This is a genomic window from Actinoplanes sp. HUAS TT8 (assembly GCF_051380535.1).
Taxonomy (GTDB): Bacteria; Actinomycetota; Actinomycetes; order Mycobacteriales; family Micromonosporaceae; genus Actinoplanes.
The window spans coordinates 10,350,952-10,373,678 of the sequence record NZ_CP195646.1 but is presented as its reverse complement, the minus strand read 5'-3'; the positions used below and the strand labels follow the sequence as shown (position 1 = coordinate 10,373,678).

The 22,727-nt window shown below is 71.0% G+C and carries 18 protein-coding genes; 10 read left to right on the top strand and 8 right to left on the bottom strand.

Translation table 11 applies throughout. The features are described 5' to 3' along the window. Nucleotides 1-249: 249 nt before the first annotated feature. Together ACSHV8_RS46410 and ACSHV8_RS46405 are read right to left on the bottom strand one after the other, a co-directional pair. Nucleotides 250-1,182, bottom strand: coding sequence for an electron transfer flavoprotein subunit alpha/FixB family protein (locus tag ACSHV8_RS46410; RefSeq protein ID WP_436526885.1), 933 nt, complete (start codon nucleotides 1,180-1,182; stop codon nucleotides 250-252). Between the two features lie 14 nt (nucleotides 1,183-1,196). Then, complete coding sequence (locus tag ACSHV8_RS46405) at nucleotides 1,197-1,976, bottom strand: electron transfer flavoprotein subunit beta/FixA family protein (RefSeq protein ID WP_436526884.1); 780 nt, start codon at nucleotides 1,974-1,976, stop codon at nucleotides 1,197-1,199. A gap of 401 nt (nucleotides 1,977-2,377) precedes the next feature. On the opposite strand from ACSHV8_RS46405, the gene ACSHV8_RS46400 reads away from it, so the two are divergent. The 3 genes from ACSHV8_RS46400 to ACSHV8_RS46390 are packed head-to-tail and all read left to right on the top strand — an operon-like array spanning nucleotide 2,378 to nucleotide 3,470. Beyond that, nucleotides 2,378-2,764: a YidH family protein gene (locus tag ACSHV8_RS46400; RefSeq protein ID WP_436526883.1), complete on the top strand. Its 387-nt coding sequence runs from the start codon at nucleotides 2,378-2,380 to the stop codon at nucleotides 2,762-2,764. Then, on the top strand, nucleotides 2,761-3,063 hold the full coding sequence (locus ACSHV8_RS46395; protein ID WP_436526882.1) for a DUF202 domain-containing protein: 303 nt from the start codon (nucleotides 2,761-2,763) through the stop codon (nucleotides 3,061-3,063). The genes ACSHV8_RS46400 and ACSHV8_RS46395 overlap by 4 nt, the downstream gene beginning before the upstream one ends. A gap of 38 nt (nucleotides 3,064-3,101) precedes the next feature. After that, a complete protein-coding gene (locus ACSHV8_RS46390) occupies nucleotides 3,102-3,470 on the top strand; it encodes a PLDc N-terminal domain-containing protein (protein ID WP_436526881.1) in 369 nt (122 codons plus the stop codon). A gap of 7 nt (nucleotides 3,471-3,477) precedes the next feature. Here the strand turns inward: ACSHV8_RS46390 and ACSHV8_RS46385 are convergent, their stop codons facing one another. Both ACSHV8_RS46385 and ACSHV8_RS46380 read right to left on the bottom strand, forming a co-directional pair. Further along, the gene (locus tag ACSHV8_RS46385; protein ID WP_436526880.1) at nucleotides 3,478-5,748 is read right to left on the bottom strand and encodes an Hsp70 family protein; all 2,271 of its coding nucleotides are present in this window, start codon (nucleotides 5,746-5,748) and stop codon (nucleotides 3,478-3,480) included. A gap of 42 nt (nucleotides 5,749-5,790) precedes the next feature. Then, nucleotides 5,791-6,564, bottom strand: coding sequence for an enoyl-CoA hydratase/isomerase family protein (locus ACSHV8_RS46380; RefSeq protein WP_436526879.1), 774 nt, complete (start codon nucleotides 6,562-6,564; stop codon nucleotides 5,791-5,793). A gap of 77 nt (nucleotides 6,565-6,641) precedes the next feature. On the opposite strand from ACSHV8_RS46380, the gene ACSHV8_RS46375 reads away from it, so the two are divergent. The 4 genes from ACSHV8_RS46375 to ACSHV8_RS46360 all read left to right on the top strand — a co-directional run bounded on the left by ACSHV8_RS46375 (nucleotide 6,642) and on the right by ACSHV8_RS46360 (nucleotide 9,088). Next, nucleotides 6,642-7,103 (top strand): DUF6232 family protein, encoded by a 462-nt coding sequence (locus tag ACSHV8_RS46375; RefSeq protein ID WP_436526878.1) that lies wholly within the window; start codon nucleotides 6,642-6,644, stop codon nucleotides 7,101-7,103. 134 nt (nucleotides 7,104-7,237) lie between these two features. Next, the gene (locus ACSHV8_RS46370; protein WP_436526877.1) at nucleotides 7,238-7,576 is read left to right on the top strand and encodes a DoxX family protein; all 339 of its coding nucleotides are present in this window, start codon (nucleotides 7,238-7,240) and stop codon (nucleotides 7,574-7,576) included. Between the two features lie 43 nt (nucleotides 7,577-7,619). Then, nucleotides 7,620-8,162, top strand: coding sequence for a PAS domain-containing protein (locus tag ACSHV8_RS46365; protein WP_436526876.1), 543 nt, complete (start codon nucleotides 7,620-7,622; stop codon nucleotides 8,160-8,162). Further along, entirely contained in the window at nucleotides 8,159-9,088 is a 930-nt protein-coding gene (locus ACSHV8_RS46360) for a methyl-accepting chemotaxis protein (protein WP_436526875.1), read from the top strand. Before ACSHV8_RS46365 ends, ACSHV8_RS46360 begins: the two co-directional genes overlap by 4 nt. Before the next feature lie 3 nt (nucleotides 9,089-9,091). Here ACSHV8_RS46360 and ACSHV8_RS46355 read toward each other — a convergent pair whose 3' ends face one another. The 3 genes from ACSHV8_RS46355 to ACSHV8_RS46345 form a co-directional block, all read right to left on the bottom strand. Then, nucleotides 9,092-9,988 carry a ribokinase gene (locus ACSHV8_RS46355; RefSeq protein WP_436526874.1) on the bottom strand — a complete coding sequence of 299 codons (897 nt, stop codon included), beginning with the start codon at nucleotides 9,986-9,988 and terminating at the stop codon, nucleotides 9,092-9,094. Between the two features lies 1 nt (nucleotide 9,989). Beyond that, on the bottom strand, nucleotides 9,990-10,814 hold the full coding sequence (locus tag ACSHV8_RS46350; RefSeq protein WP_436526873.1) for an ABC transporter ATP-binding protein: 825 nt from the start codon (nucleotides 10,812-10,814) through the stop codon (nucleotides 9,990-9,992). A 144-nt stretch (nucleotides 10,815-10,958) separates the two neighbouring features. Further along, complete coding sequence (locus ACSHV8_RS46345) at nucleotides 10,959-12,137, bottom strand: ROK family transcriptional regulator (RefSeq protein WP_436526872.1); 1,179 nt, start codon at nucleotides 12,135-12,137, stop codon at nucleotides 10,959-10,961. Nucleotides 12,138-12,308: 171 nt separating this feature from the next. On the opposite strand from ACSHV8_RS46345, the gene ACSHV8_RS46340 reads away from it, so the two are divergent. Next, nucleotides 12,309-13,892, top strand: coding sequence for a glycoside hydrolase family 3 N-terminal domain-containing protein (locus tag ACSHV8_RS46340; protein WP_436526871.1), 1,584 nt, complete (start codon nucleotides 12,309-12,311; stop codon nucleotides 13,890-13,892). A 607-nt stretch (nucleotides 13,893-14,499) separates the two neighbouring features. Further along, nucleotides 14,500-15,192 carry a hypothetical protein gene (locus ACSHV8_RS46335; protein ID WP_436526870.1) on the top strand — a complete coding sequence of 231 codons (693 nt, stop codon included), beginning with the start codon at nucleotides 14,500-14,502 and terminating at the stop codon, nucleotides 15,190-15,192. A gap of 252 nt (nucleotides 15,193-15,444) precedes the next feature. Here ACSHV8_RS46335 and ACSHV8_RS46330 read toward each other — a convergent pair whose 3' ends face one another. Further along, nucleotides 15,445-20,391 carry an NAD-glutamate dehydrogenase gene (locus ACSHV8_RS46330; RefSeq protein WP_436526869.1) on the bottom strand — a complete coding sequence of 1,649 codons (4,947 nt, stop codon included), beginning with the start codon at nucleotides 20,389-20,391 and terminating at the stop codon, nucleotides 15,445-15,447. 211 nt (nucleotides 20,392-20,602) lie between these two features. Between ACSHV8_RS46330 and ACSHV8_RS46325 the strand changes: the two genes are divergently transcribed. Further along, on the top strand, nucleotides 20,603-22,507 hold the full coding sequence (locus ACSHV8_RS46325) for a penicillin-binding transpeptidase domain-containing protein (RefSeq protein WP_436526868.1): 1,905 nt from the start codon (nucleotides 20,603-20,605) through the stop codon (nucleotides 22,505-22,507). Nucleotides 22,508-22,727 lie beyond the last annotated feature (220 nt).

Genomic DNA, 22,727 nt, shown 5'->3' with positions numbered 1-22,727 from the left:
TGTCCCAGGTCCGCCGTGGTCCGGATCGTCGCTCCCGCGGGGACCCTTCCGACCCTCGCAGGCCGCTGGCGCGGCCAGAACGCGAGGCCCGGAAGGGCGACGTGGTCTTTTGGTCGCGGTCAACCCACCGAACCTGCGCACGCGCGCTGCCTCGCGATCGCCACGACGGCGGGGCGGGGGCCATGGCCGTACACCATCAAAAACCAACGGCCCGGCGGAGGACCGCCGGGCCGTGATCAAAAGCGGGTCTTACTTACGCTTGCGGATCTCCTCGGCGGCCTGCGGGACGACCTTGAACAGGTCGCCGACCACGCCGAAGTCGGCGAGCTCGAAGATCGGCGCCTCGGCGTCCTTGTTGACCGCGACGATCGTCTTCGAGGTCTGCATGCCGGCCCGGTGCTGGATCGCCCCGGAGATGCCCAGCGCCACGTAGAGCTGCGGGGACACCGTCTTGCCGGTCTGGCCGACCTGGAACTGGTGCGGGTAGTAACCCGAGTCGACGGCCGCACGCGACGCGCCGACGGCGCCGCCGAGCAGGTCGGCCAGCTCCTCGACCAGCTTGAAGTTGTCGGCGTTGCCGACGCCACGACCGCCGGAGACGACGATGCCGGCCTCGGTGAGCTCCGGGCGCGAACCCTTCTGCTCGGCGACCCGCTCGGTGACCGTGGTCAGCTTGTCGCTGTCCGAGACGGCAACCGTCAGCTCCTCGACGGCCGGGGTGGCCGCGGCGGCGACCGGCGTCGTCGAGTTCGGACGGATGGTCACGATCGGCAGGCCCTTGGTGACCTTGGACTTGACGATCATGGAGCCGGCGAAGACCACCTGGGTGGCGGTGCCGTCGGCGGCCACGTCGACCGCGTCGGTGAGCAGGCCGTTGTCCAGCTTGACGGCCAGGCGACCAGCGATCTCCTTGCCCTCCTGGGTGGAGGCGAGCAGCACGGCGGCCGGGGAGACGCGCTTCACCAGCTCGGCGACGGCGGTCGCCTTCGGAGCGGCGCCGTGGTCGAGAACGTCCGCACCGGACGCGGTGTAGATCTTGGCCGCGCCGAACTCGGCCAGCTTGGCCTGGTCGGCCTCGCCGAACACGACCGCGGACACCTCGCCGAGCCCACGAGCGATCGTGAGCATCTCGAGCGTGACCTTCTTGACGCCGGCCTCGACGACAACGAGTACTTCAGCCATGACGAGACCCCTTCTCAGACGAACTTCTCGGTGGCGAGGTACGCGACGAGCTGCTCGCCGCCGTTGCCCTCGTCGACGACCTTGGCCCCACCGTTGCGGGCCGGACGCTTGGTCCACTCCAGCACCTGGCTGGTCGCGCCGGCCGCGCCGACCTCGTCGGCCGCCACGCCCAGGTCACCCAGGGACAGGCTCTGCAGCGGCTTCTTCTTCGCGGCCATGATCCCCTTGAAGGACGGGTACCGCGGCTCGTTGATGGTGTCCCAGACGCTGACGATGGCGGGCGTGGCGGCGGTGACCACCTCGTACCCCTCGTCGGTCTGCCGCTCGATGGTCAGCTGCGAGCCGTCCACCGTGAGCTTGCGGGCGCCGGTCAGCGCGGCCACGCCGAGACGCTCGGCGAGCATGTGCGGGACGACCTGGACGCGACCGTCGGTCGACTCCGCGCCACACAGGATCAGGTCGGCGTTCAGCTGCCCGAGGGCGGCGGCCAGCACCTTGGAGGTGGACACCGCGCAGGAGCCGTGCAGGGCGTCGTCCGACACGTGGACGGCCTTGTCGGGCCCCATGGAGAGCGCCTTGCGGATCGAGTCGGTCGCGCCGGACGGGCCGACCGTCAGCACGGTCACCTCGCCGCCGTGCGCCTCCTTGATCTTCAACGCCTCCTCGATGGCGTATTCGTCCATCTCGTTGATGACGTTGCTCGCCGAGCCGCGCTCGACGGTGTTGTCGCTCGCGCTCAGGGTGCGCTCGGCACCGGAGTCGGGCACCTGCTTCACCAGTACGACGATATTCATCGCGCTATTGACCCTCCTGTATTGAACGCACCGTTGCGGTCGAGCCGTTCCGTCGGCCGGCTTCGCCTGGCCGCGCCGTGCCTTGCTGAGAACCGTGTCGTGAAGGTTACCCGCCAGTAGCTTTGCTGTTGCCGGCCACCCGGAGTGACACACCTCACTACCATGCCAACGAGGAGGTCTCATGACATGTCCGGCCAAAACGCATCACTATTGGACGCTGTGAACCTGCCCGGCTCTCATCTTCTCCCAAAGGTGAAGAGCGCGGAGCCGCAGTCCCACGGCCGATCCGGTCCCGACTCTCCCTGGTGCCGCTGCGGCCGTCCACGGGAAGCGTGCGTGAGTGACGAAGTACGCAATCTGTGGCACCCCGATTCTTGACCCCACAGGTCAATAATCGGCGGGTGTTCGGTGGCCTGAGTCAGTGGTTCGACCCGGAGAGTGCCCATGTCGAGGGCACCACTCCGGACTACCGGTTCTCCCTGGCCAACGAACGGACGTTCCTGGCCTGGATCCGGACCGGCCTGGCCCTGATCGCCGGCGGGCTGGCCTGTGCCCAGTTCCTGCCGCCGCTGCCGATCGCCCGGCTGCGCGAGATCATCGCGATCTCGTTGCTGGTGCTCGGCGGTGTCGTCGCGCTACGTGCCGTTGATCACTGGGCCCGGGCCGAGCGGGCCATGCGGCTCGGACGTGATCTTCCCCGCTCCCGGTTCCCGGCCGTCCTGGCCATCGCGGTCGCGGCCGGCGCCCTGGTCCTGGTCGTCACGGTGGTCTACCGGATCATCGCGTGACCAGGGATCCGGGGGCCTCCCCGGAACGCACCCGGCTGGCCTGGCGCCGCACCGGCATGTCGGCCGCCGCGGTCGCCCTGCTGGCCGCCCGGCCCGCCTTCCACCCCGGCGCCGGCCCGGCCGAGTGGCTGATCGCGGCCGCCGCGATGGCCGGCTGGGCCGCGCTGATCGGGCTCGCCCTGCACCGCTCGCCCGGCCTCCGGGTCCGCCCGCCACGGCCCGCGGGCCGGTCGATCCGCGCCTACGCGTTGATCACCGCGGCCTTCGCCGTCATCGGCGGGCTGGTTGTCATGCTCTGATCGTCGCCGGGCGGCCGTGGGCGGGGCATCATTGCCCCATGGTCCGGTTGTTCATCTTCTTGGCCGCGGTCGCGCTCGTGCTGCTGATCCTGGCACTCATCGGGTGCCTGTCGGCGGAGCGCGTGCGGGCAATGCCGCGGGTGCTCTGGGTCCTGGTCGTCGTGGTGATCCCGCTGGCCGGCCCGATCGCGTATTTCCTGTGGGGCCGTCCGGTCGATCCGGGCCGCCGCCCGTCCGCTCGCCCGTCCTCCCCCGACGACGACCCGGACTTCCTGCGTTCGATGGACACCGAGCAGTCCCGCCGCGACCGCGAGTTGCTGGCCCAGTGGGAGCGCGAGCTGCACAAGGACGACGAGCCCCCGGCCCACGACGACAAGCCGCAGGCCCGGGACGAGGACCGCGGCTAGGCGGCCCTCACTTCGTCTTCAGGTGCAGCAGGCTCGCGATGTCGTTGAAGACGTTTATCGCGTCCTGCGTCCAGGAGATGCCGTTGCCGTAACCGTAGGCCAGGATCAGCGCGGCCAGCGGCACGCAGATCATCGTCAGAATGCTGAGCAGCACCTGCAAGAACCGTAGGAACGGGTTCCGCCGGCGCTTCGGCGGGCGCTGCTGCCGGACCGGTTTCGGCGCCTTCTGCTTCCGCTTCTTCTGCTCCGCGACCCGCGCGGCCGGCGGCGCCACCACGGCCCGGCCCGAGACCGGCGTGGACGGCGAGACGACCCGGCCCGACACCGGGGTGGGCGGCGAGACCGTCCGGGCGTGCGCCATCACCGGCTGGGTCGGCTTCGGAGCCTTCTTCGGTGCGGCATTCTGCCGCGGCGGCGTGCGCCCCTCGTGCGGACTCGGCCGCGCCGGTGTGCGTCCCTCGTGCGGGCCCTGCCGAGGAACTGGCGTGCGGCCCTCGTGCGGGGGCGGGCTGGTCGGCATGGTCGCGTCCGGGTCCGGACGCCAGTGCGGCGGGTCGGCGTCCGGCCACGGGTCGACCGGCGGCCGCATGTGCGGCGGCACGACCAGCTCGGGCCGGATCTCGGTCTCCCGGTTGTCCACCGACTTCGCGGCACTCTTCTCGGCGACGGCCGCACCGGCCGCCTTGCGCGGGCCCGCTTCGGCCGGGGCGACCACGGTCTCCGCGGAGGCCACCGCCGCACCGGGTTTCCGCGACGGCAGGCCGCCGGCGCGCGAGGGCACCGGCCCCTCCTCGGTCGGCTCCGAGAAAGATTCCGCAGACGAGCCTGAGGAGCTGGACGAGCCTGAGGAATCGGGCGACCCGAACGAGCCTGACGACCCGGGCCGGCCGGGCAAACCGGACTGGCCGGTCGCCGCCGGTAGAGCCGCGACCTCGGTCGCCCCGGCCGCCTCCGGAATCGACTGTGCCGCCACCGGCTGGGTCGCCGCCTGAACCTCGACGCCCCCCGAAGACGGCCCGTCCGAAGACTGCCTGTCCGAAGACTGCCTGTCCGAAGACTGCCCGGCCGAAGACGAGCCGCCCGGAGACGAGACCTCCGAAGACGGCGCGACCGGGGCCGGCGACTGCGGCCGATTCTGCGCGAGCAGCCGGATCTGCGACGGCAGCTGCAACTGCGCAGTCGGCCCGGGCGCCGCCGGCTCGGAGGTCAGCAGCGCCGCCTCGGCCAGCACGCTTCCTTCGGCCACGACGAGTTCCGGCTGTTCGATGACGACCGGCGGCTCACCCAGCTCCCGGTGCAGCAGCGTCGCCATCAGCGGGATCCGGCTGGCCCCGCCGACCAGGAACACCCCGGCCAGCCGGCCGTCCGGCAGGTCGGCGAACTTCAGCAGGTTCTGCGTGATGCGGACGGTCTGCTCCAGCACCGGGCGGGCCACCTGTTCCAGCTCGTCCCGGGTCAGGTGCACCTCGACGTCGAGCAGCGGCACCACGAAGTCGGCCGACTGGGCGCGGGAGAGCCGTTCCTTGGCGATCCGCACGTCGTCCCAGAGCTGGCGCCGGGCCCGGCGTTCCTCGACCGTGGACGGCTCCAGCAGTCGCTGCCACGCGTCGGTCCGCAGGTGCTCGACCAGGGCCGCGTCCACGTCCAGCCCGCCGAGGTCGTCGCGGCCGTCGACGGCCAGCACCTCGAAGCCGGTGGACGTACGCGACACCAGGCTGGCGTCGAACGTGCCGGCCCCGAAGTCGTGCACCATCAGCACCGACCCGATCGGCACGTCCCGCCCGAGCACCTCGGCGAAGTAGGTGGCGGCGGCGACCGGCTCGGCGACCAGCCGCGCGCCGGACAGCCCGGCCCGGGCGGCCGCCTCGGCGAGCAGGGTCCGCCGGGCCGCGCCCCAGGTGGCCGGGCAGGTGAGCGTGGTCTCCGGCCGGTACGGCCCGACGGCGCGATGCCACTCCTCGACGACTCGCGCGAGCACCCCGGTGATCAGGTCGACGACGTCGAACTCCCGCTCGCCGAGCAGGACCAGACCGTCGTCGACGCGGCGTTTCGGGTTCGGCTCGAAGCGGGCCGGTTCGAGCCGGGCGCTGTGCACCGCGTCGCGGCCGACGAGCAGGTTGCCCTCGGCGTCGGCGTAGACGGCGGACGGCAGCAACGGGGAGCCGTCGACCAGGATCGGCCGCGCCCGTCCGTCCGGCCACCGCGCGACGGCGACGGTGTTCGAGGTGCCGAAGTCGATGCCGAGGGCGTACTTCGGACCACCCTGGTCGATGGACATGTGCGCAGTCTAGGCGGTGCCTGTGACCGGTAGAGGGCGTGACTACTGTCCGGTGAACTTCGGCTTGCGCTTCTCGACGAAAGCGGTGGTCCCCTCCACCCGATCGTCGGTGGCGAACAGCCCGGCGAACAGGTGCGACTCCAGCGCCAGGCCGGACGCGAGGTCCATGCCGAGGCCGGCGTCGACCGCCTGTTTGGCGGCGCGCAGCGCGAGGGCCGGACCGGTCACATAGGGCCGGACCATCTCGACGGCGGTGTCGTACACCCGGTCGGCCGGGACGACCCGGTCGGCCAGGCCGATCCGCAGCGCCTCGTCGGCCTCGACCATCCGGCCGGAGAAGATCAGCTCCTTGGCCCGGGCCGGGCCGACCAGGCGGGCCAGCCGCTGGGTGCCGCCGGCGCCCGGGATGAGGCCGAGCTTGATCTCCGGCTGGCCGAGTCGCGCGTCCTCCGCGACGACCCGGAAGTCGCAGGCCAGGGCCAGCTCGCAGCCGCCGCCGAGGGCGAACCGGGTGATCGCGGCGACGACCGGCTTGGGGATGCGGGCGACCGCGTCGAACGCCCCGGAGAGCGCCGCCGCCCGGCCCACCATGTGCTGATAGCTGACAGTCGTGAATTCGTTGATGTCGGCGCCGGCGGCGAACACCGCCTCCCCGCCCCACACCACGACGGCCCGGACGAGAGGGTCATCGGCCGCGGCCGTGGCGGCGGCCCGCAGTTCCTCCTGGACCTGCGTGTTGAGCGCGTTCATGGGCGGCCGTTCGAGCCGGATCGTGCCGATCCCGTCCGCGATCTCCAGCCGTACGAACTCACTCACGCCGACCTCCGTTGGTAGCCGTTTGGGCGCCAGCCTACGACGGGTACCGGATAGATTGGGGGCCCTGGGGAGGAGAGATGACCACGTACTACCGGGATCCGGACGTGCTGATCACCTCGTCCGGCATTCGTATGAACGGCCGCGACTTCCGCCTGTCCGACCTGATCGAGGTCTGGCACACCAAGGGCGGCCGCTCGTGGTCGGTGATCGCCAAGCGCGGCGTGCTCGGCCTGGCCATCCTGATTCCGGTGCTGGCCGGTGCGCTGGCCATCGGCATCGCGCTGCTCGTGCACATGGACACCGCCCACACGCTCGCGCTGGTGATCGGCGGGGTGCTGGTCGGCCTGGCCGTGGTGCCGGTGGCCGATCTGGTGCTGGAGCGGGTCGACCGCTCGTACGACGCCGGCAGCCGCACCATCGAGATCTGGGGCCGGGTTCGCGGCGGGAATGTTCTACTACTGCGCACGACGAACGCGCAGCGCTTCGGCCGCATCTACCGGGCACTGCAACGAGCGATGGAGCCGGCGGTTCATAGATGAAAAAGGACGCTGAGCCTGATGGCCTCGCTCCGCTCGGCGGGATCCCGCCCCGGTGGAGCCGATGTCGAGAGGCCCGAAAACGCCCTCGCTTCGCTAGCCGTTTTCGAGCCTCTCGACATCGGCGGGCGGAATCCATGGGGCTGTCGGCCCTGCTTGCCACATCGGGCGTGCTGCATTTCGTGGCGCCGAAGCCGTTCGACTCGATCGTGCCGCGCGCGTTGCCGGGGACAGCGCGGCAATGGACGTACATAAGCGGATTTTGTGAATTGGCAGTGGCCGCGGCGATCGCGCATCCCCGGACCCGGAAGGTCGGCGGCTTGGCCGCCGCCGCCCTGTTCGCAGCGGTTTTCCCGGCCAACGTCAAGATGGCCTGGGATTGGCGGCACGCGTCCCCGGCGAAGCGCGCGATCGCCTATGGACGATTGCCGTTGCAGGCCCCGCTGATCGCCTGGGGGATGCGGATTTCTCGCTGATTCGTCATAAATGACGGACCGAAACCGGCACGATCAAGACATCATGAGAACGACGCGGACGCGACCCACCGGGATCGAGCGCACCTTCGGCGATCACGAGATGATCGTCACCAAGACCGATCCGCGTGGCGTGATCACCTATGCCAACGACGTGTTCCTGCGGGTCTCGGCGATCCCGGAGCACGAGGCGGTCGGGCAGCCGCACAACGTCATCCGCCATCCGGACATGCCGCGCGCCGTCTTCAAACTGCTCTGGGACACCCTCGAAGAGCAGAAAGAGATCTTCGCGTACGTCCTGAACCTCGCCGCCGACGGCGCCCACTACTGGGTCCTGGCCCACGTCACGCCCTCCTACGACGCCGGCGGCCGGATCGTCGGCTACCACTCGAACCGCCGCCGGCCCGCGCCCGCCGCGGTCGCCGCGGTCGCCGACCTCTACGCGAAGCTCCGCGCCGCCGAGGCCCGCGAGAACCACACCCCGGACGCGGTCGCCGCCGGGTTCCAGGCGCTGCAGGACACCCTGGACGAGCGCGGCATGGACTACGACGAGCTGGTCTGGTCGCTCACGAACGGCCCCGGCCGATGAGGAGGGTCGACGACCGCCCGGCCCGGAAACCGGAGGCCCACGACGAGTCGGCCCTGTCGGCCATCGCCGACACGTGCCGGCGCATGACGGCCGGCGACTTCGAGGCCCGGCTCGGCCCGATCGGCGAGTCGGAGACCGCGGTGGCCACCCGCAGCGCCGTGAACGCCCTGCTGGACCGGCTCGACGCGTTCGCCCGGGAGGCCGGCGCCGCCTCCGCCGCGGCCGCCGACGGACGCTTCTACCGGCGATTTCTGACCACCGGGCTGCAGGGCACGTTCAAGCTGGCGGCCGAGCAGATCAACGCGTCGGTGACCGCGATGCGCCGCAACGCCGATCAGATCGCCGCCGCCACCCGGGCCCGGCTCGGGCTCGCCGACGAGCTGGAGTCGGCCGTGCTCACCGTCTCCGAGCAGGTGGCGACCGCGGCCACCGAGATGGGCGCGTCGGCCAACGACCTGGCCCGCTTCGCCCGCGGCGCGGTCAGCGACGCCGAGCGCGGCCTGGGCACGGTCACCTCGCTGCGCAGCGCGTCCGAGGAGATCCGGCACGCGGTCGACCTGATCAACCAGGTGGCCTCGCAGACCCGGTTGCTGGCACTGAACGCGACGATCGAGGCGGCCCGGGCCGGTGAGGCCGGTCGCGGCTTCGCCGTGGTCGCCAACGAGGTCAAGGAACTCGCCAACGAGACGAGCGCGTCCAGCGAGGAGATCATGGGGCAGGTCAACACGGTCCAGCAGGCGGCGGCCGACGCGGTCGGCGTGCTGGAGGCCGTGAGCCGCAGCTTCCGCGAGATCAACAACCTGATCGACGGGATCGCGGTCGCGGTCGACGGCGGTGGTGCGTCCGGGACGACCGGGTTGTCGCAGCTGGCCGAGGTCCTGCGGGCCGAGGTCACACGCTTCCTGAGCACGGCCCGGCAGTCCTGAGGATCAGCCCGCGTAGATCGCCTCGATCTCGGAGCGCTCCGGCAGGCCGTTGCTGGCGCCGACCTTGCGGACCGAGGCCGCGCCGGCCGCGTTGGCCCAGCGCACCGCCTCGATCAGGTCGCGACCTTCGGCCCAGGCCACGGCCAGCGCGCCGCAGAACGCATCCCCCGCGGCGGTGGTATCGGCGACTTCGACGGGAAATGCCGGAACGTGCACATCCTGCCCGTCGCGATCGGCGTAGCGCGACCCGTTGCCGCTCAACGTCAGCACCACCCGGGGCACCAGGGCCAGCAGCGCGCCCATGTCCGAAGCCGACCCGCCGGTGATCGCCCGCGCCTCGGTCTCGTTCACCACCAGCAGATCCACCTGATCGAGCAGGCCGGGCGGCAGCTCCCGGGCCGGGGCCGCGTTCAGGATCGTCCGGGTACCGGCGGCCCGGCCGGCGGCCAGCGCCGCGGCCACCGTGGCCAGCGGGATCTCCTGCTGACAGAGCAGCACGTCGGCCTCGGCCACGCAGGCCCGCTCGTCATCGGTCAGGTCGAGGAACGTCCGGTTGGCGCCCGGGCTGACCAGGATCGAGTTCTCCCCGGCCCGGTCCACCATGATCACCGCGACGCCGGACGACCCGTAACTGGTCCGCAGGTGCGTCGTGTCGACCCCGGTCGCGGCCAGCCGCGAGCCGAGCGTGACCCCGAACGAGTCCGACCCGATCGCCCCCAGGAACGTCGTCGCCCCACCGGCACGGGCGGCGGCGATCGCCTGATTCGCCCCCTTGCCGCCCGGGGTCATCACGAAGTCGTCCCCGAGCACGGTCTCCCCCGGCCGGGGCAGGTTCTCGGCCAGGCCGACCAGGTCCATGTTGGCGCTGCCGACGACCGCCACGCGCTTGGGGGCGGACACGTCAGGCCGCCCGGGCGGTGTACCGATCGCCGAACCGGTCCACGACCAGCGGCAGCCCGAACGTCTTGGTCAGGTTCTCCGCGGTCATCACCTCGCCGAGCAGGCCGGCCGCGACCACGCTGCCCTCGCGCAGCAGCAGCGCGTGGGTGAAGCCGGGCGGGATCTCCTCCACGTGGTGGGTGACCAGGACCATGGCCGGCGCGTCGGGGTCCAGCGCAAGCTCGGTCAGGTGCCCGATCAGGGTTTCCCGGCCGCCCAGGTCGAGGCCCGCGGTCGGCTCGTCGAGCAGCATCAGCTCGGGGTCGGTCATCAGCGCGCGGGCGATCTGGGTGCGCTTGCGCTCACCCTCGGACAGGGTGCCGAACTCGCGGTCGGCGAACGCGCTCATGCCCAGCTGGGCGAGCAGCTCCCGGGCCCGGGCGACGTCCTGCGGGTCATACTCCTCCCGCCAGCGGCCGACCACCGACCAGGCGGCGGTGACCACGACGTCGAGCACCTTCTCGTCCGGCGGGATCCGGTCGGCCAACCGGCCGGTGGTGATCCCGACCCGGGTACGCAACTCGTTGACGTCGACCCGGCCCAGCCGATCACCCAGCACCCACGCCTGACCGCGGGTCGGGTGCAGCCGGCCGGACGCGATGTTGAGCAGGGTGGTCTTGCCGGCGCCGTTGGGGCCCAGCACCACCCATCGCTCGTCCAGCTCGACCTGCCAGGACAGGCTGTTGATCAGGTGATTCCCGCTGCGGACCACGCTGACGCGGTCGAACGCGATGACGGTGTCCTCGTCGGGCGGAACGGTTACGGCAGCTTCCGGCACGCCGTCCATCCAACCATGTGGTCGGCCTGGCAATTCGGCGGCGTGCCGGGAGTTACACCCCTCGGCCGGTTGTCTCCCCACGCGCGGTCACCCGGCCGGCCGCACGCTCGGCCGGTTGTCTCTCTGCGCGCGGTCGCCCGGCCGGTCGCGCGCTCAGTCGGTGGTCGAGCCGAAGACCTCGTCGCGGACCGCGTCCAGGGCGGTGTGCAGCGCCCCGTGCAGCACCGGCTCGGCCTCCACCCCGGTCACCACGACCTTCGGCGAGACCAGCGTTATCGCGGCGACCTCCCGTTCCACCCGGTCGGCCAGCGCCTCGCCACCGGCCCGGCCCACCTCGCCGGCCAGCACGACCAGCGGCGGGTCGAGCACCAGGCAGGTCGCGGCCACACCGAGCGCGAGGCGCCGGGCCAGCTCGTCCAGCACCGGCTCACCGGCCGTACCGGCGTCCACCGCGGCCCGCACCACATCGGCCGCCTCGGCGCCCTTGAACCCGTGCTGCTTGCCGATCGCCTTGACCGCCTCGGCCGCCGCCAGGGTCTGGAACGCGCCCTTCACGCCCCGCTTGGACGCGTTGTGCGGCACCTCGGCGCCACCGACCGGCAGGTATCCGATCTCGCCGGCGGCCCCGGTCGCTCCCTGGTGCAGCCGACCGGCGATGACGCTGGCCAGGCCGACGCCGCGACCGATCCAGACCAGCGCGAAGTCGGACACACCGGTGGCCGCACCGCTGATCGACTCGGCGACCGCGGCCAGGTTCACGTCGTTGCCGAACACGACCGGGGTGCTCAGGTCCCGCCGCAGGTCGGCCAGGAGTCCCCGGTGCCAGCGGGGCAGGTCCCAGGCGAAGGAGATCTCGCCCGACTGCGGGTCGACCAGGCCGGGGGTGCCGAGCACGACCCGCCGGACCGAGGTGATGTCGGTGCCGGCGTCGCTCGCGGCGTGGACCACGGCCTGGTGCACGACGCCGACCGGGTCGTCGGTGTCCTTGGTGCTCAGCTCCGAGCGGCCGATCACCGCACCGGTGATGTCGGCGCAGGCGGCGACCACCGAGTCGGGCCCGATGTCGATGCCGATGACGTGCGCGCTGCCCGGGGTGACCGCGTAGAGCTGGGCGTTCGGCCCGCGGCCGCCGGCCTGCTCGCCGACGCGCCGGACCAGCCCGCGCTCCTCCAGCCGCTCGACGAGCTGGGAGGCGGTGACCTTGCTGAGACCGGTCAGCTCGCCGAGCTGGGCCCGGGTCAGCGGACCTCGGGAGAGCAGCAGATCCAGTGCCGCGCGGTCGTTGAGTGCGCGCAGCAACCGGGGTGTGCCCGGAAGGCGAGTGGCGGCCATGGTCGTACCCCTAATAATAAAGATTGTTTCCTGTTACAGTGGCGGCGCTCGGCATGCAGCCGCAGCGTAACGGTCGGCAATGTTGCCCGTCCGTACGGTGGCTATCGACTCCGAGCGATCATGGCAGCTCGCCGCCTCCGCTGGCCAGAGCAACGTCACCGGAAGGACACCATGACCGTCGACCCCGGGCTCCGCCGCCTCGCCCTGCGCACCCTGCTCGCCGCCTTCCCCGGGCCGTCCGCGCCGGACTGGGCGCTCGACCTGCTCGCCGACGGACTGGCCGGATTCACCCTCTTCGGTACGAATGTCGACTCGGTCGACCAGCTGTCGCGGCTCACCGCACGGCTACGGTCGGTGCGCTCCGACGCGCTCATCGCCATCGACGAGGAGGGCGGCGACGTCACCCGGCTGGGCCATCGCACCGGCAGCCCGTATCCCGGAAATTCCGCCCTGGGAGCGGTCGACGACGTCGAACTCACCCGCCTGGTGTACGCCGCGATGGGCCGCGACCTGGCCGCGGCCGGCGTCAACCTGGACCTCGCGCCCACCGTCGACGTCAACACGGCCGCCGAGAACCCGATCATCGGAACCCGCTCGTTCGGCGCCGACCCGGCACTCGTGGCCCGGCACAGCGCGGCCGCGGTCACCGGCCTCCAATCGGCCGGCGTCGCCGCCTGCGCCAAACACTTCCCCGGCCACGGCGCTACCGTGACCGACTCCCACCTGGAGCTTCCGACCGTCGACGAACCGATCGACGTGCTCCGGGAACGCGACCTGCCCCCGTTTGCGGCCGCCGTCGCGGCCGGAACCCGCGCGGTGATGAGCGCCCACATCCGCGTGCCCGCACTGACCGGCGACGGGCCGGCCACCTTCAGCCGGGCCGCACTCGAAGGGCTGCTGCGCACCGAATTCGGCTTCCGGGGCGTCATCGTCACCGACGCCCTGGAGATGCGCGGCGCGGCCGGTGCCGCCGGCGGAATCCCGCAGGCCGCGGTCGCCGCCCTCGCCGCCGGCGCCGACCTGCTCTGCATCGGCGCGCTGGTGGATCAAGACCTGGTGCTCGCGGTCGCCGACGAGGTCGCGGCCGCGGCCGGTGACGGCCGGCTTGCTCTCGTACGGCTTGAGCAGGCCGCCGACCGCAACTCGGAGCTGGCGTCGTGGGTGGCGCATGCGCGCGCCACCAGCCCGTCTCCCGATCCTCGGTCCACAGCTCCCCGCCCGGCCGTCTCGCTTGCCGCCGCTCCCCCGGCCGCCACTTCACCCGGCGCCGCACCCCTGGCCGCCGCTCCCGTCGATGGTGTCGAGCTGGGGCTTCTCGCGGCGAGGCGGGCGCTGCTCGTCGAGGGCGAGCCGGCGACGGCGGCCGACCCGCTGGTGGTCCAATTCATGAGCGGGCACTCGATCGCCGAGGGCAAAATCCCGTGGGGACTACGCCCGTTCCTCGGCAGCGTCGAGCAAATCGACGTCATCGCCACGGAAATCACCGCCGACGAACTGATCGAACTCGCCGCCGGCCGTCCGATCGTCCTGGTCGGCCGCCGGGTTCATCAGTCGTCCGTGACCCGCGACCTCGCCGAGAAGCTGTCCGCCGCCTGGCCCACCACGGTCGTCGAGATGGGCTGGCCGTCGCCCTGGCGCCCCGACGGCGCCAAAGGCTTCCTGGTCACGCACGGCGCCAGCCTGGCCAGCGCTCAGGTGGCGGCCGAGGCCCTGGGCCTGCCCCGCCCGGCCTCCGTCGAGCCGATCGATTACTGAACGTTACGCCCGCGCTTCGTCACACCGAGTAGCGGATATCCGAAAAAGCGGACAACTGACGGATAAATCAGCTCATACGAACGGCCAGAGCCCACGCTCAGCACTTCCTCCCCACCATGAACATCACGTAGCGTCATGCTCGCAGGTGGATCTGGGGAGTCGTCGCGGGATGCCATCGGGAAAATGCGCCCGCGACGCATCAGGTGAGCCGGGCCCGGCGAGACTACGGGAGCAGTCCCCCGTCAAGGCCCGGCTCACCAGCATCACCCGGCCTGCCCGGTTCTTGCAGAACCTCACCGCAACCGCGCCCGGCTACACGTTCTTCTTGCGTTTCCCGGCCGCGCTCCCCACCGCGTCGACTCTCGCTTCTTGCGGCCCGGCTCCGTTCCTTTACTTCTCATGGTTCCGCCTGGCCCGGTTCCGGCAGCACCCTTGTCTCCCGCGAGCCTGATCCGGTCTCAAGGCGCGCCTTCCCGCGCTTACGTCCCACGACGTGTACGGCCGAAAACCCCGCCACCTGGGGTTCTCGCTGTTCGAGTTATCCACACTGTGCGTCTGTCCACAGGCCCCGAAGCACGCGCCGCCGCAAACCGGCAAAGTCCCGGCCATGGCACAACTCGACGAGATCAGCCGACGCCAGCACGGGGTCGTGACCCGCCGGCAGGCTCTTCAGAACGGGCTCTCCGCCGACCAGCTGCAGCGCCTGGTCCGGACCGCCGACTGGCAGCGCTTGATGCCCCGGATCTACGCGACGTTCACCGGCCGCCCACCACCAGCGGCGATGCGCTGGGCCGCGATCCTCTATGCCGGTTCCGGCGCCATGCTCAGCCACCGTTCCGCGGCCGAGGAGGCCGGCCTGGCCGAGCCCCTACCCGGCCCGGTCCACGTCCTGATCCCGGAGCGACGCCGGGTGCGTCCCCATCCCGGCCTGGTGGTCCACCGTTCCCGCCACGCCGCGTCCCGTCGGCACCCTCGCCGAAGTCCGCCCCGGACCCGGGTGGAACACACCGTCCTGGACCTGGCCTCGGCCGCCGCCGACGCGAAGGAGGCCCTGACCTGGATCACTTCCGCCTGCGCCCAGCGGTTCACCACGCCGGACCGGATAGCGGACGCCCTCGCCGACCGCCCCCAACTGTTCCGCCGCCACGCGCTGTTCGCCCTGCTCATCAACGCCGCCGGCTACACCTCGACACTCCCGCCCTGGCCGGCCCCGTGCCCGGCCGCGCGAGCCGATCGTCCCCCGATTCATCGCGCGGCCTTTGTTCCGGAAGTCTCGAGAAAGGAGCCACTTATCGACTGATGGAGGGGATGACAGCATCTGCCGGCGGCAACCGGCAGGCCCGGTAGCGGTGTACCGGGCAACACTCCGGGAGGGAACGATCCCGGACGGTCGGCCGGGTCCTCACCCCGGCCGACCACCGAACCCCGTCCGATTCCACCCGCGAGATAACGCCCGGCGGCCCGGATGGTGGCGCCGGGCCGGCGACCCCAGGTGGCGGCGCCGGCCGACGGCCGCGGGCCTACTGGGCCCGCGGCCGGGAGTGGACCGCCCTCAGCCGGCCGACGAGGTCTTGACCAGCGTGCGGATCTGCCGGAGCAGCACCGACAGTGCCGCCAGGTCCGCCGGCGACTCGTCCACGTCGCCCATCGCGTTGGAGGCTCGGGCGATGGATGCCGCGTTGACCTGTTCCCACTGGGAGACGCGGTCCTCGGGGGCCGCCGTCGCCGGGGTGGATTGCAATACCTCGGCGGTGAGGGCGGCCAGGGCCGCGTACAGGTCGTAGCGGAGGGCCATCCGGGCGAGGGTCTGCCAGCGGTCGCCGCGCGGGAGGCGGGAGATGTGGGACAGGAGGGCGTCGACGCCGAAGCGTTCGGAGAGGACGAAGTAGACCTGGGCCACTTCGGTGACGTCCCGGTCGATGGCGGTGGCCGTCTCCAGGATGTCCAGCAGGCCGAAGCCGTAGAACACCCGGGCCACCTTGTCGGCCAGGTCGTCGGGGACGCCCTTGCCGGCCAGGGTGGCGACGCGTTCTTCGAAGGCCCGGCGTTCGGCGCCGACGATCACTTCGGGCAGGCGCGGGAGCAGTGTGGCGACGCCGGGGCGCAGTTTGGCGATCTCGCCGGCCACGTCGATGGGCGAGCGCCGGGTGCTGACGAGCCAGCGGACGGCCCGGTCGAGCAGGCGCCGGGTCTCCAGGAAGGCCAGGGTCTGCGCGGGCGTGGGCACCTTGTTGTCCAGCGCTTCGGCGGCCGCCCAGATGTCGCGCAGGCCGTAGACGTCGCGGATGACGACGTACGCGCGGATGACATCGGCGGCGGAGGCGCCGCTCTCCTCCATGGCGCGGAAGACGAACGACGTACCGCCCCGGTTGACCACCTCGTTGACCAGCGCGGTCGAGATGATCTCGCGGCGCAGCCGGTGACCGGCCATCCGGACGGCGTAGCGCTCGCGCAGCGGTGTCGGGAAGTACCGGTGCAGCACCGTGTTCGTCCACGCCTCGTCGACCAGTTCGTCGGCGAGCACCTCGCGTTCCAGGCTGATCTTGACGTACGCGAGCAGCACCGCGAACTCCGGTGCGCTGAGTCCTTCGCCGTTCTCGTAGCGGAGGGCCAGCTCCTTGTCGGTCGGCAGCGCTTCGAGTTCGCGGTTGAGTTCGCCGCGCTGTTCGAGTGCGATGAGCATCCGCCGGTGCACCGGCAGCAGCGAGTGCGCCTGGGCGCGGGCGTTGCCGAGCGCGGTCGCCTGCTCGTAGTTGTCCCGCAGGACGAGCGCACCGACCTCGTCGGTCATGGCGGCCAGCAGTTCGTCGCGTTCGGGCATGGTCAGTTCGCCGTCGACGACCGCCCCGCCGAGCAGGATCTTGATGTTGACCTCGTGGTCGGAGCAGTCCACGCCAGCGGAGTTGTCGATGAAGTCGGTGAACACCCGGCCGCCGGCTCGGGCGAACTCGATCCGGCCTTTTTGGGTGAGTCCGAGGTTGCCGCCCTCGCCGACGACTTTGACGCGCAGTTCGGAGCCGTTGACCCGGATCGCGTCGTTGCCCTTGTCGCCGACGTCGGCGTGCGACTCGGAGCCCGCTTTCACGTACGTACCGATGCCGCCGTTGAAAAGGAGATCAACAGGCGCTTTGAGGATGGCGCGCATCAGTTCGCCGGGGCTCACCGCGGAGACCGTTTCGGGCAGTTCCAGGGCGGCGCGCACCTCGGGGGTGACCGGGATCGACTTGGCCGAGCGGGGGTAGATGCCACCACCCGCGGAGATCAGGTCGGTCGAGTAGTCGGCCCAGGACGACCGCGGCAGGTCGAACAGGCGCCGGCGCTCGGCGAAGGACGACGCCGCGTCCGGGTTCGGGTCGAGGAAGATGTGCCGGTGGTCGAATGCGGCGACCAATCGGATGTGCTCGGACAGCAGCATGCCGTTGCCGAAGACGTCGCCGGACATGTCGCCGACGCCGACCACGGTGAAGTCCTCGGTCTGGGTGTCCGTGCCCAAGTCCCGGAAGTGTTTCTTGACCGATTCCCAGGCGCCCCGGGCGGTGATCCCCATCTTCTTGTGGTCGTAGCCGACCGAGCCGCCGCTGGCGAACGCGTCGCCGAGCCAGAACTCCTTGCCGACCGAGATCTCGTTGGCGATGTCGCTGAACGTGGCCGTGCCCTTGTCGGCGGCGACCACCAGGTACGGGTCGTCGCCGTCGTGCCGGACCACGTCCCGCGGCGGCACGATCTTGCCGCTGAGGATGTTGTCGGTGACGTCCATCAGCGCGGTGACGAAGCGCTTGTAGCACTCGACCGCCTCGTCCCGGTCGCCCGGTTTCTGCTTGAGGACGAAGCCGCCCTTGGCGCCGACCGGCACGATCACCGAGTTCTTCACCATCTGGGCTTTGACCAGGCCGAGCACCTCGGTCCGGAAGTCCTCGCGCCGGTCCGACCAGCGCAGGCCACCGCGGGCGACGGCACCGAAGCGCAGGTGCACGCCCTCGAAGCGCGGCGAGTAGACGAAGATCTCGTACTTCGGGCGGGGTTGCGGCAGGTCGGGGATGGCCTCCGGGTTCAGCTTGAAGGCCACGTACGACTTGGGCCGCCCGTCCGCCCCGCGCTGGTAGAAGCTGGTCCGCAGCGTCGCCTCGATCAGGGTCAGGTAGGAGCGCAGGATCCGGTCCTGGTCCAGGCTGTCCACCTGGTCGAGCAGTTCGGTGATCCGCCCGGCGACCTCGCCCGAGCGCCGTCCGCGTTCCGTCTCGCCGATCTGCAGCGCCGGGGAGAACCGGACCTCGAAGAGTTCCAGCAGCAGCCGGGCGATCTCCGGGTACGCGATGAAGGTCGACTCGACGTACCGCTGGGAGAAGACGTTGCCGGCCTGGCGCAGGTACTTCGCGTAGGCCCGCAGCACGACGACCTGCCGCCAGGTCAGCCCGGCCCGCAGCACCAGCTCGTTGAACCCGTCCACCTCGGCCTCGCCGCGCCAGGTGGACGCGAACGCGTTCTCCACCTGTGGTCGCACCTCGGACAGGTCGCGGTGCACCTTGGGCGGGGTCAGCCCGAAGTCGTACAGGTAGACCAGGCCGTCGTCGCGGCGGATCTCGTACGGCCGCTCGTCGCTGACCTGCACGCCGAGCGAGTGCAGGACCGGCAGCACGGCCGAGAGCATCATCGGCTCGCCGAACCGGTAGACCTTGAACCGGATGTCGTGGTCGTCCGGCTCGGGCGCCCCACCGGCCCCGAGCTTGCGGCGCCGGTAGAGGTGCATCTCCAACTGTCCCGGCTCTTCGAGCAGTTCCAGTTTGGCGAGATCCTGCATTCCCTCGTACGGCGTATGCCCGTTCTTGTAGCTCTCCGGGTAGGCGTGCGCGTACCGCGCGAACAGGTCCTTCGCCGGTTCGTCACCGAGCTTGCGTTCCAGCACGAGGCTGAAGTCGTCGTCCCACATCCGGGTGGCGTCGGCCAGCAGCTCGGCCAGCACGTTGGGGTCGAGCTGCCCGGGCGGCGCGGCCGGGTCGGTGCGCACGATGAAGTGCACCCGCGCGAGCATCCGCTCGGTCACCCGGGTGGTGTAGTCGACGCCGACGCCGTTCAGCTCGCGCAGCAGGATCTCCTGCATGCGCAGCCGGTTGCCGGTGGTGAACCGGTCGCGGGGCAGGTAGATCAGGCACGAGATGAAGCGGCCGTACCCGTCCCGGCGCAGGAACAGGCGCAGCTGACGACGGCCGGCCATCCGGAGCACGCCGATGACCGCCTCGTACAGATCATCGGTCTTGATCTGGAAGAGCTCGTCCCGGGGGTAGGTCTCCAGGATCTGCAGCAGGTCCTTGCCGGAGTGCCCGCGCGGCGACAGGCCGGAGCGGTCCATCACCTCGGTGACCTTGCGCTTGACCACGGGCAGTTCGCGCACGCTGGTCCGGTAGGCCGAGCTGGAGAACAGGCCGAGGAAGCGCTTCTCGCCGGCCACGTTCCCGTTGTCGTCGAAGACCTTGACGCTGATGTAGTCGAGGTAGGCCGAGCGGTGCACGGTGGCCCGCGAGTTCGCCTTGGTGATCACCAGCAGGCGCCGTTCCATGGCCCGCTGGTACGCCTCCGGGGCCATGCTGTCGAGCCGCCGCGGCCGGCTGTCGCCGCGCAGGATGCCCAGCCCGGTCCCGTGCACCGTGTGGAGGACCCCGTCGTCGTCCAGCCGGTACTCCCGGTAGCCCAGGAACGTGAAGTGATCGTTGGCCAGCCACTTGAGCAGCTCGATCGAGTCGGTGACGTCCTTCTCCGGGACCGGCAGCCGGCGCTCGGACCCGCGGGCGGCGGCCAGCTCGTCGGAGATGACCATGGCCCGCTGACGCATCCGCGGCCAGTCCTCGACGGCTTCGCGCACGTCGGTGAGCACCCGGCGGACCTCGTTGAGCAGCTGCTCACGGGCGTCGGCCCGGCGGACCGGGTCGATCTCGATCCGGATCCAGCTCTCGACCAGGTCGCCCTCGATGGCGTCGTCCGGCTCGACCTCGGCCTCCAGCTCGCTGAGCGCGCCCAGCGGCTCCCGGCGGACCACGATCAGCGGGTGCACCATCAGGTAGACCTGCAGGTTGTGGGCGGTGAGAAGCGCTATCACCGAGTCGACCAGGAACGGCATGTCGTCGGTGACGATCTGCAGCACGGTGTGCGCCTGCGAGCCGCGGGGCTCGGTGAGGTCCAGCTTCAGCTCGCCGGGAAGCCGGTTGCGGGCCAGCTCACGATGCTCGACCGCGGCCGAGAACATCTCCTCCGGCGTGTAGCCGACCAGCTCCTCGTCGGGCGCGAAGCGCCAGAAGCGGTCCACCAGCAACGCGGTGCCGTGATCCTCGCCGGCCCGCTCGACCGCCTGAGCGACCAGGCGCTCGGCGTCCGGGAGCGGCTCGTCGAGCTCTCCGTCATCACTGGACGCACCGAGCCGGCCCGTGAGGGCCAGCCCAGGACCGAGCCCCGATGACTCGGGCCCGATCTGATCAGAATCGGTCGCTGCCTCGTCTGCGACAGGCATGTCCGGCGCTCCCCTCACCCACGACACTGTGGGTTCGAACGTGTCGGGCACAGCCTAGAACCACCGGGCGCGGCTGCTTCACACCCAGGGTGTGCCAGCCCGACAGGTGGGCTGATATGCGAGGTTTCGCACGGTGCGGGGCGGCGCGTGGGGGCATCCGGCGGCTACCGTTCGATCAACCCAGCTAGACGTACCCACAGGGGGAAACCTCATGCGCCGCGCCTCAATCGGATTGACGACCCTGCTCGTGCTGGTCACGAGCGGTCTCGCCGGATGCTCCGGGGACGAGCCACAGGACACCGTGGTCGACTTCATCAACGGCTGGAAGAACGGCGACCTGAGCAAAGTGGGCTTCATCACGGCCGACGGCGGCAAAATCGCCTCGGCCGACGTGCTCACCGAGATCAAGGGCTTCTACGGCGACCTCAAGGACCAGCCGCTCGCCGTCTCGGTGGCCGGCGACCCCAAGGAGTCCGGCGACATCGCGACCACCCCGATCGACCTGAAGTGGACCCTGCCCGGCAACGTGACCTGGGATTACAAGTCCTCCGTCCGGATGACCAAGCGCAGCGGCGACGGCTGGCAGGTCATCTGGGAACCGGCCGTGCTGCAGCCCGACCTGGAGAAGGGCGAGAAGTTCCGGCTCAAGCGGATCCCCGCGCAACGCGGCACGGTCCTCGACGCGAGCGGAAAAGCCCTGGTCGGCCCCCAGCAGGTGGTCGTCGTCGGCGTCAGCCCGGTGAAGATCAAGGACCTGACCTCGCTCACCAAGTCGCTCACGGCCGCGTTCAAGAAGATCAAGGTCGACGTCGACCTCACCGACCTCAAGGACCGGGTCGCCAAGGCCGACGAGGGCGCGTTCCTGGATCTCGTCTCGCTCCGCCGTGCCGATTACGACAAAATCCGCGATGACGTACGGCCATTGCCCGGCACCGTGTTCCGCGAGGAGACCCGCCAGCTCGCCCCCACCCGGGTGTTCGCCCGCGCCCTGCTCGGCGCCGTCGAGCCGGCCACCAAGGACGACCTGGACAAACGCCCCAGCGAGCTGACCGCGAGTGATCAGGTCGGCCACGGCGGCCTGCAGGAGAAGTACGACAAGGAACTGCGCGGCGCCCCCGGCCTGTCCGTCGTGGTGTCGGCCGAGGCCGCCGACGAGACCACCACCGACGAGCCGGTCTTCACCTCCAAGCCGGTCGACGGCAAGGACATCAAGGTCAGCATCGACACCGCCACGCAGAACGCGGCCGACCAGGCGATCGGCGCGCAGAAGCTGCCCAGCTCGATGGTGGCGCTGCGGGTCAGCGACGGCTCGGTGCTGGCCGTGGCCAACGGGCCCGACGCGAACGGGGTGGACACGGCGCTGACCGGGCAGGTTCCGCCCGGGTCGACGTACAAGATGGTCTCCGCCTACGGGCTGCTGCAGTCCGGCGCGGTCACCGGGGACACGGCGGTGAACTGCCCGAAGACGGTGACCGTGGACGGCCGTACGTTCAAGAATTCGGCCGGCGAGGAACTCGGGAAGGTTCCGTTCCACGTCGACTTCGCCAAGAGCTGCAACACCGCGTTCGTCGGGCTGGCCCCGAAACTGGGCGCCGACGGGCTGAAGAACGCGTCGAGCGCGCTCGGCATCGGCGGAAACTGGAACATCGGCGTCGACGCGTTCACCGGCAAGGTCTCCGACGGCGCGACCTCGACCGAACTGGCCGCGGCGACGTTCGGCCAGGGCAGCACCGCGGTCAGCCCGATCGCGATGGCGGCGGCCACCGCGGCCGTGGCCAAGGGCGGGTTCCAGCCGCCGAAACTGGTGCTCGATCCGGCCCCGGCGGCGGCCGGCACGAGCGCGCCCCTGGACGCGAAGGCGCTGGACGCGCTGCGGGCGATGATGCGCGAGGTGGTCACCGGGGGCACCGGCACGGCCCTCAAGAGCGTTCCGGGCAAGCCGGTGTACGGCAAGACCGGCACCGCCGAGTTCGCCGACGGCTCGGACCAGACGCACTCGTGGTTCGTCGGTTACCAGGGCGACATCGCGTTCGCCGTGATGGTGCAGAAGGGCGGGGCCGGCGCCGAGGCGGCCGTCCCGATCGTGAAGAGCTTCCTGACCGCTCTGAACAAGTAACCGGTCAGGCCGCGCCGGGCGGGAACTTCCCGAACCGCGGCGTGTGCGGCGTGTACTCCCCGGCGGCCGGCGGATCGGCCGGCGGCCGGGGACGCAGCATCCCCGGGCGGGTGGCCGGCAGCGGCTCGGAGTCCAGCAGCGGCGCCGAGCCCAGCGGCCGTGACAGCAGCCGCACCTCGGTGGCCGTCTGAGCCACCGTGACCGCCGGCTCGACCTCCAC